At 71.0% G+C, this 11,689-nt stretch carries 11 protein-coding genes; 3 read left to right on the top strand and 8 right to left on the bottom strand.

The window, feature by feature from the left end:
• The first annotated feature begins 44 nt into the window (after positions 1 to 44).
• Positions 45 to 632 (top strand): GNAT family N-acetyltransferase, encoded by a 588-nt coding sequence (locus tag AC3A3J_RS05345; protein ID WP_487671285.1) that lies wholly within the window; start codon positions 45 to 47, stop codon positions 630 to 632.
• Between the two features lie 210 nt (positions 633 to 842).
• Here AC3A3J_RS05345 and AC3A3J_RS05340 read toward each other — a convergent pair whose 3' ends face one another.
• Genes AC3A3J_RS05340 through AC3A3J_RS05330 form a run of 3 tightly spaced genes read right to left on the bottom strand, consistent with a single transcriptional unit; the run spans position 843 to position 4,230 of the window.
• Positions 843 to 1,616 (bottom strand): enoyl-CoA hydratase/isomerase family protein, encoded by a 774-nt coding sequence (locus tag AC3A3J_RS05340; RefSeq protein WP_487671284.1) that lies wholly within the window; start codon positions 1,614 to 1,616, stop codon positions 843 to 845.
• Complete coding sequence (locus tag AC3A3J_RS05335; RefSeq protein ID WP_487671283.1) at positions 1,616 to 2,881, bottom strand: CaiB/BaiF CoA transferase family protein; 1,266 nt, start codon at positions 2,879 to 2,881, stop codon at positions 1,616 to 1,618. The genes AC3A3J_RS05340 and AC3A3J_RS05335 overlap by 1 nt, the downstream gene beginning before the upstream one ends.
• Complete coding sequence (locus AC3A3J_RS05330; RefSeq protein ID WP_487671282.1) at positions 2,878 to 4,230, bottom strand: MFS transporter; 1,353 nt, start codon at positions 4,228 to 4,230, stop codon at positions 2,878 to 2,880. Before AC3A3J_RS05330 ends, AC3A3J_RS05335 begins: the two co-directional genes overlap by 4 nt.
• 215 nt (positions 4,231 to 4,445) lie before the next feature.
• Here AC3A3J_RS05330 and AC3A3J_RS05325 point away from each other — a divergent pair, with 215 nt between their 5' ends.
• The gene (locus AC3A3J_RS05325) at positions 4,446 to 4,943 is read left to right on the top strand and encodes a MerR family transcriptional regulator (protein WP_487671281.1); all 498 of its coding nucleotides are present in this window, start codon (positions 4,446 to 4,448) and stop codon (positions 4,941 to 4,943) included.
• A complete protein-coding gene (locus tag AC3A3J_RS05320; protein WP_487671280.1) occupies positions 4,886 to 5,248 on the top strand; it encodes a GyrI-like domain-containing protein in 363 nt (120 codons plus the stop codon). Before AC3A3J_RS05325 ends, AC3A3J_RS05320 begins: the two co-directional genes overlap by 58 nt.
• 10 nt (positions 5,249 to 5,258) lie before the next feature.
• Here AC3A3J_RS05320 and AC3A3J_RS05315 read toward each other — a convergent pair whose 3' ends face one another.
• From AC3A3J_RS05315 to AC3A3J_RS05295, 5 genes are read right to left on the bottom strand one after another with little or no spacing between them, the layout of a single operon-like run.
• Positions 5,259 to 6,455 carry a M20 metallopeptidase family protein gene (locus AC3A3J_RS05315; protein ID WP_487671279.1) on the bottom strand — a complete coding sequence of 399 codons (1,197 nt, stop codon included), beginning with the start codon at positions 6,453 to 6,455 and terminating at the stop codon, positions 5,259 to 5,261.
• Complete coding sequence (locus tag AC3A3J_RS05310; protein ID WP_487671278.1) at positions 6,455 to 7,222, bottom strand: ABC transporter ATP-binding protein; 768 nt, start codon at positions 7,220 to 7,222, stop codon at positions 6,455 to 6,457. The genes AC3A3J_RS05315 and AC3A3J_RS05310 overlap by 1 nt, the downstream gene beginning before the upstream one ends.
• The gene (locus AC3A3J_RS05305) at positions 7,219 to 9,039 is read right to left on the bottom strand and encodes a dipeptide/oligopeptide/nickel ABC transporter permease/ATP-binding protein (RefSeq protein ID WP_487671277.1); all 1,821 of its coding nucleotides are present in this window, start codon (positions 9,037 to 9,039) and stop codon (positions 7,219 to 7,221) included. Before AC3A3J_RS05305 ends, AC3A3J_RS05310 begins: the two co-directional genes overlap by 4 nt.
• Before the next feature lie 3 nt (positions 9,040 to 9,042).
• On the bottom strand, positions 9,043 to 10,086 hold the full coding sequence (locus tag AC3A3J_RS05300; RefSeq protein WP_487671276.1) for an ABC transporter permease: 1,044 nt from the start codon (positions 10,084 to 10,086) through the stop codon (positions 9,043 to 9,045).
• Between the two features lies 1 nt (position 10,087).
• Positions 10,088 to 11,677, bottom strand: a complete 1,590-nt coding sequence (locus AC3A3J_RS05295; protein WP_487671275.1) for an ABC transporter substrate-binding protein — start codon at positions 11,675 to 11,677, stop codon at positions 10,088 to 10,090.
• Positions 11,678 to 11,689: the final 12 nt, after the last annotated feature.

The following is an 11,689-nucleotide window of genomic DNA, read 5'->3' as shown; positions in this document are numbered from 1 at the left end:
GAGGGGGTGGGGGCGGGGTGGGGGGGCGGGGCTAGCGTGGGGGGATGCAGGAACCTCGCGTCGACGCCTCCGCCCTCTCGTTCCCCGCGACACTCACCACGCCGCGTCTTCGGCTGGTCGCGCTGGGCCCCGAGTTCCTCGACGACGTGATGCTCGGGCTCGCCGATACCGAGACGCTGCGCCTGACCGGCACCACGGCGACGTTCTCCCGCGATGCCGTGGCGAAACACCTCGCCGCGGTCGGTGCGCGAAACGACCGCGCCGACTGGGCCATCCTCGACACCGACACGGGCGACTACCTCGGCGAGATCGTGCTGAACGAGCTCGACGACGAGAACGCCGCCATGAACTTCCGCATCGCTCTGCTCCCCGGCCGCCCCGGCCGCGGCTACGGCACCGAGGCGACCGCCGCCGTGCTCGATCATGCCTTCACGACGATCGGGCTGCACCGCGTGTCGCTCGACGTGTTCTCGTTCAATCCGCGCGCGGTGCGCTCGTACGAGAAGGCCGGTTTCCGGCACGAGGGACGCCAGCGCCACACCCTCCTCTGGGACGGCGAGTGGGTCGACTCGCTGCTCATGGGCGTACTCAGCACCGACGAGCGCCCCGCCCCCGAGCCCCGCACGCCCTGACCCCCTTTCCCCCTTTCCCCCTTCTCCCCCGCATGCGGGATCGATATGTCAGCTTCCCGGGCCGTTGAACCCGACATATCGATCCCGCACGGGGTGGGGACGAGGGGGACACGGGACCGGGGGGACGGGGGGACACGGGACGGGGGGACGGGGGGACACGGGACGGGAACACGGGACCGGGGTGGGGAGCAGGGAACGGGCGCGGGGGCGTCAGGCGCGGGACGGGAAGGCCGGGGTGCGGCGGTCGGCGAAGGCGGCGAGCCCCTCGCGGGCGTCGTCGCTCGCGAAGGCCTGCTGACCGAGCACCGCTTCGAGGCGGAAGGCGTCGGGCTCGGGCAGATCGGCGAGCGCCCGCACCGCGCGCTTCACGGTCGCGAGGGCCGTGGCGCTCTTGGTGAGCAGCTGTTCGGCGACGCCGAGCGCCTCGTCGTGCAGGGCGGATGCCTCCACCACGCGATTCACGAGCCCGTACCGCAGCGCCGTCTCGGCGTCGATGCGGTCGCCGCGCAGCATGAGGTCCATCGCGAAGGCGTAGGGGATCTGCCGGATCAGCCGCACGAGCGTGCCGCCCGCCGGCACCACGCCCACCCCGGTCTCGGGCAGCGCGAACTGCGCATCGGCCGCGGCGAGACGGATGTCGGTCGACAGCATGATCTCGAAGCCCCCGCCCATGCACAGGCCGTTGATCGCGGCGACGACCGGCTTCTCGAGCGTCGAGTGCTTCTGGTGAGCGGCATCCCACTCGCTGATGTCGAAGCGTTCCTCGGTGAGCGCGGGGATCGACTCGCCCAGGTCGGCGCCGACGCAGAACGCGCGCTCCCCCGCACCCGTCAGCACGGCCACACCGATGCGCGGGTCGTCGCGAACCTCGGCGAAAGCGGCGCCGAGGTCGTCGTACATCGCGAGGGTCAGTGCGTTGAGCTTCTCGGGGCGGTCGATCGTGATGACGCCGATGCCGCCGGAGCGGTCGAGACGGATGCCCATCAGATCGTGCCGCCCGCCCGCAGCGCCTCGACCTCGTCGGCCGAGTAGCCGAGCAGCTCGCCGAGCACGCGGTCGGTGTGCTCCCCCGTGTCGGGGGCGAGGCCGTCGGTGCGCGGCGGCGTGCGGTCGAGCTTCACGGGCGAGCCGAAGGTGCGCAGCGGCCCGTGGCCCGGGTACTCGGCGTCGACGATCATGTCGCGCGCGGCGATCTGCGGATCCTCGACGACCTCGCCGATGTCCTTCACGGCGCTCAGCGGCACGAGGTCGCCGGCGAGCGCCTCGAGCTCGGCCTTGGTGCGGTCGGCGAACCAGCGCACCACCATGGGTTTGACCCGCTCCTGGTAGACCTCGGCGTCGAAGCGGGTGGCCATGGCGTGCAGGTCGGGGTTCTCGTGCCAGTCGTCGGGGCTGCCGAACGTCTCGCACGAGATGCGCCAGAACTTGTCGGTGTAGCCGCCGAAGAACACGAATCCGTCGGCGCACGGGAACAGTTCGTAGGGGCGCACGAACGGATGCTGGTTGCCGAGCGGCTTCGGCACGATGCCGTCGACCGTGTACGACACGACCGCGTTCTCGGTGAGGGTGAGCACGGAGTCCTGCTGCGAGATGTCGACGAGCTGCCCCTCGCCGGTCTGCTCGGCGTGCCGCAGCGCCGCGAGCACCCCGATCACGCCGTAGAGGCTCGCGGCGAGGTCGCCGATGATCGTGCCGACGCGGGTGGGCGGGCCGTCGGCGGCGCCGTTCATCGACCACAGCCCGCCGGTCGCCTGGGCGCTGTTGTCGTACGCGGGCCGCAACCGGTACGGGCCCGACTGCCCGTACCCGCTGAGCGCCGCGTACACGAGCTTCGGGTTCACGGTGCGCAGCCGTTCGTAGCCGTGGCCGAGGCGGTCCATGGTGCCGGGGCGGAAGTTCTCGACCAGCACGTCGGCGCGTTCCACGAGCCGGTCGAGCACGTCGGCGGCCCCCGGGCTCTTGAGGTTGAGCGTCACGCCGAGCTTGTTGCGGTTGTACTGCGCGAAGAAGCCGCTGAGCGGTTCGGCCCCGTCGCGGGGCAGCATCGGCGGGAAGGTGCGCGTGTAGTCGGGGTCGTCGGGGTTCTCGACCTTGATGACGGTGGCGCCGAGGTCGGCGAGGATCATCGAGCAGTACGGACCGGCGACGACGCGCGTCACGTCGAGCACCACCACCCCGGCGAGCGACCCGGGTGCGGCATCCACCCCTCCGAGGCCGGCGAGCAGGGCGCGGGTGGCGTCGTCGATCATCGAGCGGATCCTTCCGGGACGGATGCCGTCGCCGGCGCCGAGGCGCGGGCGGAGCGGCGGGTGAGACGGTGCAGCAGCGAGACCGAGACGAGGGTGACGAGTCCGGCGACCACCATGTACAGCGCGATGGCCCATGAACCGCCGAACACGTCGAGCAGCTCGAGGTAGATGATCGGCACGAATGCCGACCCCGCGATCGTGCCGATGCCGAGCGCGAGCGACATGCCCGTGTAGCGGATGCGCACGTCGAAGGCCTGGGCGTAGAGCACGCCGAGCGTGCCGTACGTCGCGCAGAACCCGATGGTCGTCGCGATGTAGGCGACATAGGCCGCGGCGAGACTGCCGGTGTCGATCAGCCAGAACGCGGGGAACGCGAGGAGCACCGAGAGGATCGTGCCCGCTGCGAAGACCTGCGCGACGCCGAACCGGTCGGCCAGTCGTCCCGCGAGCGGCAGACCCCCGAGGGCCAGCACCGAGCAGATCGTCGCGATCGTCAGCATCTCGGGCTGCGAGTGCCCGACGAACTGCGTGCCGTAGGTGAGGCTGAACGTGAACAGCATGTAGAAGACCGCGCCGATCACGGCGAAGCTCAGCGCGGCGAGGATGACCTGACCCGGGTGGGTCTTGAGCGTCTCCCACAGCGGCACGCGCGCGGCCTTGCCCGCATCGCGCATCTTCTCGAACTCGGGCGTCTCGGTGATCTTCAGGCGGATGAACAGGCCCACCAGCACGAGCACGGCGCTGATGAGGAACGGCACACGCCAGCCCCAGGTCTGGAACGCGTCGCCCGGCAGGGCGACGAGCGGCAGGAACACCAGCGTCGACAGGGTGAGGCCGAGCGCGAGGCCGACCTGCGGGAAGCTGCCGAGGAACGCGCGCCGGCGCGGCTCGGCGTGCTCGACGACGAGCAGGACCGCACCGCCCCACTCGCCGCCGAGGGCGAAGCCCTGCACGAACCGCAGCACCATCAGCAGGATCGGCGCGGCCACCCCGATCGCGGCGTACGTCGGCAGGAGACCGATGAGGAAGGTCGCGACCCCCATGAGCACGAGCGAGATGACGAGCATCCGCTTGCGCCCGATCCGGTCGCCGAAGTGCCCGAAGACGATGGAGCCGAGCGGGCGCCCGAAGTATCCGACCGCGATGCCGCCGAACGCCAGGATGGTGCCGACGAGCGGGTCGTAGTCGGGGAAGAACAGGCTGTTGAGGATGAGGGCGGCGGCCGTCGAGTACGCGAAGAAGTCGAACCACTCGACGGTGGTGCCGACGACGCTGGAGGCGACGATCGTGCGGATCTGCGACCTCCCGGTCGTGACGTCGTCGCGCGAGGCGGTGGATGCCGAGGTCATGAGTGCGTTCCCTTCCACCGGCATCTCCGCTGACGCCGGGTGCGACCCAGCCTCGCAGGGCCGCGACAGTCGGAACCATGGTTCCCGTAGCTATGTTCTCGCGTGCGCTATGGCTGTGGCGCCCTCCCTCGGAACGCATCCCGCACGTGGAGCCCACGCCGGCGTTGGGCGGCGATACTTGACTCTGACACTGTGGAAGGCGGGAGAACCGAGACATGTTATCCGTCGGAGCCTTCGCGCAGATCGGCCACGTGACCCACCGCATGCTGCGGCACTGGGACACCGCCGGGCTGCTCGTGCCCGCTCACGTGGACGAGTACAGCGGCTACCGCTCATACGATCCCTCGCAACTCGAACGGCTGAACCGGATCGTCGCGCTGCGCCAGCTCGGCTTCGGTCTCGACGACATCTCGTCGATTCTCGAAGGCGGGGTCGATGCGCGTCGCATCGCCGCTCTGCTGCGCATCCGGCGCGCGGAGGTCGAACGGGAGCACCGTATCGCTGCCGACCGACTCGTCGACGTGGAGCGGCGGCTCCATCTGATCGAGAAGGAGAATCACATGTCCCAGGTCGAGATCGTCGAGAAGTCGCTGCCCCTGTCCGCGTGGCGGCCCGTCGCGTCGTCGTCGCGGATCTATCGGAGGTCGCCGCGGTCGTGGGTCCGGCATTCGATGTCGTCGCCGAGAGCATCGGCGAGGAGTGCGGAGCGCTGACCACGCCGATCGCTCAGTACGCGACTCTCGAAGACGGCCTGGAGGTCATCGCCGGCTACGCCTACACCGGGCCGGTCCGCGATGGCTTCGAGGTCATCGAGCTGCCCGCTGAGGACGCGGCGGTATGCGGCATCCACCTCGGTTCCATGGACCACATCGCCGAGAGCTGGCAGACGGTCCACGCCGAGATCATCGCGCGCGGGCTGGAGCACTCGGGGCCGTGCCGGGAGCTCTACGTCCGGGCGGTCACCGAAGACCAGTCCGACTGGGTGACGGAATTGCAGCAGCCTGTGCGTCGCCGCTGAGGCGCCGGCGTCAGCCGCGGGCGAGGCGCCGCCAGGCGAGCTCGGCGAGCACGGATGCCTGCAGCGGAAGCACCTCGTCGTCGAAGATCGCGTGCTCGGAGTGCAGCGGCATGGGCCCCGAGTCGGGCGCGGCGCCGACGAACACGAGGGCGCCCGGCACCTCCTGCAGCACGTACGAGAAGTCCTCCGACGCCATCGACGGGGCGGCGAGACGCGTCACGCGCTCCTCGCCCACGAGCTCGTCGAGCACCGCCAGCACCTCGCGCGTCTCGGCGGGGTCGTTGTACGTGACGGGGTACGAGGCGATGAACTCCGACTCCAGCCGGCATCCGTTCGCCTCGGCGATGCCGGCGAGCATGGCCGGCAGCTGCTCGCGCACGGTGTCGAGGGTCTGCATCGACAGCGTGCGGATGTTCGCCTCTAGGAACACCGTCGCGGCCAGCACGTTGCTCGCCTCGGAGTCGCTGCTCAGGCGCGTGATCGAGATCACGGCCTGATCGGTCGCCGGGAGGCGGCGGGCGGCGAAGGTCTGCACCGCGAGGATCAGCTGCGCGGCGACCGGCACGGGGTCGACGCCCAGCTGCGGGAAGGCGGCGTGTCCGCCCGTGCCGTGCAGCGTGAGGCGCAGCGCGCTGGCGCTCGCCATCATCGCGCCCTCGCGGGTGACGAGTTGGCCGCGCGGGGTGGCGCTGTCGACGTGGATCGCATACGCCGCGGCGGGCCGCTCGCCCGCGGCGTCGAGCACGCCCTCTTCGATCATGACGCGCCCGCCGGCCTGCCCCTCTTCACCGGGCTGGAACATGAACACGACCGTGCCGGGCAGCTCGTCGCGACGCGCGGCCAGCAGCCGCACCGCGCCGAGCACACCCGCCATGTGCAGATCGTGCCCGCAGGCGTGCATGGCCCCGTTCGTCGATGCGAACGGCAGGCCGGATGCCTCGACGATGGGCAGCCCGTCCATGTCGCCGCGCAGCAGCACGACGGGGCCGGGACGACCGCCCCGCAGCACGGCGGTGATGGACGACAGCGATGCGCCGGTCGTGATCTCGAGCCCGAGTCCCTCGAGCTCGCGCAGCAGGATCTCCTGCGTGCGCGGAAGGTCGAGTCCGATCTCCACGGCGCCGTGCAGCTCGCGCCGCACCGCGGTGAGGTGCTGGCGCAGCCCCTCCGCCTCGGAACCGAACCCGCCGTCGAAACCGGAACCCATCAGAATCGCATCCTCTCGCCGAGAACGGGCACCGCGTCGAGCAGGTCCCGCGTGTAGGGGTCGGCCGGGCTGTCGAGCAGCGCCTCGGTGGGGCCGGCCTCCACCAGACTGCCATGGCGCATGACGCACACCTCGTCGCTGATGTACCGCACGACGGCGAGGTTGTGCGAGATGAAGAGCATCGAGAGGCCGAGCTCCTGCTGCACCTCGCGCAGCAAGTTGAGGATCGCGCCCTGCACCGACACGTCGAGGGCGCTCGTGACCTCGTCGGCGATGAGCACCGACGGTTCGCCGGCGAGCGCTCGCGCGATGGTGATGCGCTGACGCTGCCCGCCCGAGAACGCGCCGGGGCGATCGCCTGCCCGATCGGGGTCGAGGTGCACCTGCGCGAGCAGCTGCCGCACCCGCGCGACGCGTTCGGTGCGGGTCCAGCGGCGGCCGGTGGCGCGCAGCGCCTCGGCGATGGAGTCGCCGATGGGCATGAGCGGGTCGAGGGCCGAGAATGGGTCCTGGAACACCAGCTGCATGCGCCGCCGTGCCCGTCGGGCCGCCGCTCCCACGCCGGTCGCCTCGACCCCGTCGACGCGGATCGAGCCCGCCTCGGGGCGCACGAGACCCACGGCCGCGGCGGCGATCGTGCTCTTGCCCGACCCCGACTCGCCGACGAGTCCGACGGTGCGTCCCTTCGGCACCGACAGGCTCACCCCGTCGACGACGCGGGTGCGGCCGTAGCGGACCGCGAGGTCCGTGATCTCGAGCGCGTTCACACCGGCACCTCTTTCTCGAGTGCGCCCTCGTGGGCATCCTGCGGGTCGGCCTGCGGTGCCGCCTCGTCGAGCGCTTCGGGCACGAGCTCGGGCGGAATCACCGGCAGCGGACGCGTGCGGTCGCTGGTCATGTCGGGCAGGCAGGCGATCAGCGCCTTCGTGTACGGGTGCTGCGCGTCGTCGCGGATGCGGTCGGCGGCGAGACTCTCGACCATGCGGCCGTCCTTCATCACGATGACCCGGTCGCAGAACGCCGAGACGAGGGCGATGTCGTGCGAGATGAACACGATCGCCGCGCCGGTCTCCTCCTGGGCGCGGTGCAGCACGCCCATCACCTGGCGCTGCACGGTGACGTCGAGCGCCGTGGTGGGCTCGTCGGCGACGATGAGCTTCGGCCGTCCGGTCAGCGCCATGCCGATCATGGCGCGCTGGCGCATACCGCCCGAGAACTCGTGCGGGTACTGCTTCAGCCGCGCCGAGGCGTTCGCGATCCCCACCGCGCTGAGCGCGTCGGCGGCACGCGCGCGGGCCTGAGCCGGCTTCATGCCCATGTGCACCTCCGGCACCTCGGTGAGCTGGCGTCCGATGGTGAGCGCGGGGTTGAGCGAGGTCAGCGGATCCTGGAAGATCATGCCGAGCTCGACCCCCAGCCGGGAGCGATCCGCTGCGGTGAGCGGACGCGTCATGTCGATGTCGTCGAAGCGGTGCGCCGAGGTGGTGATGCGGGCGTCGTCGCCGAGCAGGCCGGCGAGCGCCATCGCGGTGAGTGACTTGCCCGACCCCGACTCGCCCACGATGCCGACGATCTCGCCCGCGCGCACGCGCAGGTCGACGCCCCGCACCCGCTCGATCGTGCCGCCGTCTGCGGTGGGGAAGGCGATGCGCAGGTCGGTGATCTCGGCCACGACATCGTCGCCGCCACCCCCGGTCGCGGTCGGCACGCTCTCGCGCCGACGCGACGCGATCGTGACGCCGCCGACCGCGCGGGCGGCGACGGCGCGGAACCCCGCGCCGCGCCTTCCGGCCACCGCCTCGCTGAGCAGTGTGAAGACGAGTCCGGCGAGCACGATCGCGATACCGGGGCCGACCGCGGCGAGCGGGTTGACGTAGATGCGCAGGATGCCCTCCTGCAGCATCCGCCCCCAGTCGTACGCGGGCGCCTGCACCCCGAGCCCGAGGAACGACAGCCCCGCGAACGAGAGCAGCGTGACGCTGGCGGTCGCGGCGGCGTTCACGAAGAACGGGTTGGCGATGTTCGGCAGCACGTGCCTCAGCAGGATGCCGACCGGGCCGACGCCGACGACGCGGGCGGCGCGCACGTAGTCGCGCCCCGAGATCGACGAGGCCAGGTTGTAGACCAGGCGGGCGAACGAGGGGATGCCGGCGAATCCGATCGCGAGCATCGCGCCGGTCGCCGTGGCGCCCCAGATGACGGTGAAGAACAGCACCATGAGCAGCCAGGGGAAGGCGAGCAGGATGTCGAGCAGCCCGGTGAACCATCGCCGCGGGTACTTCGGCAGGATGCTGGCGACGAGCCCGAACACGATGCCCCCGACGAGGGCGATCGCCGTGGCGCCGAGGGTGAGCAGCAGCGTGAGCCGCGTCGCCACGAGCACCCGCGCGAAGATGTCGCGGCCCAGCTCGTCGGTGCCGAACGGATGCGCGGCACTCGCGCCGAGCAGACGCGACGAGACGTCGGTGGTGTCGGCCGCGGGGCCCCACACGGCCGGACCGGCGATGGCCAGGAAGATCAGCAGCGCACTGCCGATGAGGGCGGTGATCGCCGTGGGGGCGAGAAGCTTCTTGCGCACGGACATGGGTCAGCCCTCCGTGATCGACGAGCGGGGATCGATGGTGGCCAGGATGACGTCGACCACGAGGTTCACGCCGAGCACGATGAGCGCGTAGACGATCACGACGCCCTGCACCATCGGGTAGTCCTTGGCGCCGACCGACGACACCATGATCGTGCCGAGGCCGGGGATCGCGAACACCGTCTCGATGAGCACGGTCGCCGCGGTGAGACCGGCGAGGATGAGCCCGCCGACCGTGAGCGACGCCGTGACGATGTTCGGCAGCGCATGGCGCAGGTAGACCAGGCATCGCGGCAGCCGCTTCGCCCGGGCCGTGGTCATGTAGGTCGTGTCGAGCACCGCCAGCATCTCGACCTGCACGATGCGCACCAGGTAGGCCATCGGCCCGATCGCGAGCGCGATCACCGGCAGCACCGCATCGGCGGGTTTGCCCCACCCGGCGGCGGGGAGCCAGCCGAGCTGCACCGCGAACAGCGAGATGAGACCGACCGCCACGAGGAAGCTGGGCACGGCGATCAGGATGCCGAGCACCGCCGAGAGCGTCATCGACAGGCCGCGGCGGCGACCGGAGCGGGCGAGCACCGCCGCACCGATGCCGGCCGGCAGCGCTCCGACCACGGCGATCACGAAGGCGAGCACCGCGAGCAGCAGCGTCGTCGGGAAGCGCTGCGCAAGAACATCCGCCACCGGCCGCTGCAGCCGCACCGAGGTGCCGAGGTCGCCGGTGAACAGGCCGCCGATGAAGCGCAGGAACTGCTCGCCCATCGGGCGGTCGAGTCCCAGCTGCGCGCGGGTCGCCTCGACGAGCTGCGGCGTCGCGCTCTGCCCGAGCGCGGCGCGCACCGGGTCGCCGGGCACGAGGTACATGAGCAGGAACGAGGCGACGATCACCACGGCCAGCGAGATCACCAGCCGGCCGAGGCGGCGCAGCAGGAACGCGGTGCGCGGCGAGAGTCCGCGCCGCAGACGGCGCTCCTCCACCCGCGCCGCCAGGGCGGCCGTGGTCGTGTCGACCACCTCGGCGGTCGCGGGAGGAGGAGTCGTCGTCATGTCAGCCGAGCATCCGGATCGAGGTGGGCTGGATGTAGTTCGGCTGCTCAAAGACGGCCCCCGACTGGTAGGTCGGCAGGATGTTGTCGGTCACCGGGAACACGTCGAAGCGGTTGATCAGCTCGGCCTCGGCGTCCTGCCAGATGCCGCAGGTCTCCTCCGGGGTCGCGCTCGACGCCTCGGCCGCGAGGGCCGAGTACTCGGGGTTGTCGACCCACATGAAGTTCAGACCGCCCTGGTCGGGCGTCGCACCGTCGAAGAACGTCGACAGCACCACGGGCCCGCCCGGGGCGACCTGCACCCAGCCGGTGTCCCAGTCGAACGTCGACCACAGCTGCTCCGACCACGCGGCCGCGTCGTTCGCGAACAGCTCGGTGGTGACTCCCAGTCCGTCCCACGTCTCCTTGACGAGCTCCGCGGCGGCGGCGTGCGTCGAGGTGGGGGCGTTGTAGACGAACTTGATGGTGAGCGGCTGCCCGTCCTTCGCGCGCTTGCCGTCGGAACCCTCGACCCACCCGGCCTCGTCGAGCAGCTCGGCCGCACGGTCGAGGTCGGTGTCGGGGAGCTCCCACTTCGGGCCGCCGGCCACGCAGAGCAGCGGGTTCTTGGTGACGAGCGACTCGGAGGGCAGCGCCTCGCCGTCGGCGATCACCGTGCCGACCTCGTCGCGGTCGATCGCGATCGACAGCGCCTCGCGCACCAGCGGGTCGGAGAACGGGCGCCCCTCCTTCTCGTTGAAGAGGATCATGCCGACCGGGTTGCGCACGCCCGTGTGGGTGAGGCCGGCGCCGTCGAGACGGGCGCGGTCGGCGCCCGAGATGGTCGCGGCGTTGATCTCGCCCGAGACCAGCAGGTTCGCCGCGGTGCTCTCGTCGGTGACGACGCGCGCCTGGATCGTGTCGGGAAGACCTGCCGTCTCGCTCGTCACGTCGTCGGGGCCCCACGTGTAGTCGTCGCGCTTGGTGAACGTGTACGTGTCCCCCGGCTTGACGTCGCTCAGCCCGAACAGACCCGTGCCGTCGGTCGAGTCCGACAGGATGCTCGGGTCGGCGAGGCCCGTGTCGCACACGAGCATGATCGTGCCGACGTTGACCGCGAGGAACGGATTGTTGGCCGTGCTGGTCACGGTGACCGTGTTGCCGTCTGCCGTCGCCGAGACCGTCTCGTCGATCACGGAGCCGTACGAGAACGTGGCGTTGTCGGGGTTCGCGTTGTAGTTGAGGTTGTCGGCGACGGTCTGCGCGGTGAACTCGGAGCCGTCGGTGCAGGTGATGCCGTCCTTCAGCGTGAAGACGACCTCGGTGCCCGTCTCCTCCCAGCTCTCGGCGAGCCACGGCACGAGGTCGCCCTCGGCGGTCACCGCGATGAGCGACTCGTAGGCGAGGCTGACGACCGCGAACGTGTCGGGCGAGACCGCCTTGAGCGGGTTCAGGTCGCCCGGGTCGTCGCCCACGGCGGTCACGAAGGTGCCGCCGGAGACGTAGTCGCCCTCGGCGGGGGCGGACGAGTCGGACGAGCCCGCGCACGACGTCAGCGTCAGCGCGAGGACGGAGAGAGCGGCGGCCACGGGTACTGCGGTACTGCGTTTCATAGCGATCTCCTG

The sequence above is a fragment of the Microbacterium sp. Soil_N32 genome (genome assembly GCF_057655505.1).
This window is presented reverse-complemented; position numbering and strand designations above follow the sequence as displayed.

Bases quoted from the DNA above. Each gene is read 5' to 3' on its own strand.
- AC3A3J_RS05345 (WP_487671285.1), top strand. From the start codon at position 45: ATGCAGGAACCTCGCGTCGACGCCTCCGCCCTCTCGTTCCCCGCGACA.
- AC3A3J_RS05340 (WP_487671284.1), bottom strand. From the start codon at position 1,616: ATGGGCATCCGTCTCGACCGCTCCGGCGGCATCGGCGTCATCACGATC.
- AC3A3J_RS05335 (WP_487671283.1), bottom strand. From the start codon at position 2,881: ATGATCGACGACGCCACCCGCGCCCTGCTCGCCGGCCTCGGAGGGGTG.
- AC3A3J_RS05330 (WP_487671282.1), bottom strand. From the start codon at position 4,230: ATGACCTCGGCATCCACCGCCTCGCGCGACGACGTCACGACCGGGAGG.
- AC3A3J_RS05325 (WP_487671281.1), top strand. From the start codon at position 4,446: ATGTTATCCGTCGGAGCCTTCGCGCAGATCGGCCACGTGACCCACCGC.
- AC3A3J_RS05315 (WP_487671279.1), bottom strand. From the start codon at position 6,455: ATGGGTTCCGGTTTCGACGGCGGGTTCGGTTCCGAGGCGGAGGGGCTG.
- AC3A3J_RS05305 (WP_487671277.1), bottom strand. From the start codon at position 9,039: ATGTCCGTGCGCAAGAAGCTTCTCGCCCCCACGGCGATCACCGCCCTC.
- AC3A3J_RS05300 (WP_487671276.1), bottom strand. From the start codon at position 10,086: ATGACGACGACTCCTCCTCCCGCGACCGCCGAGGTGGTCGACACGACC.
- AC3A3J_RS05295 (WP_487671275.1), bottom strand. From the start codon at position 11,677: ATGAAACGCAGTACCGCAGTACCCGTGGCCGCCGCTCTCTCCGTCCTC.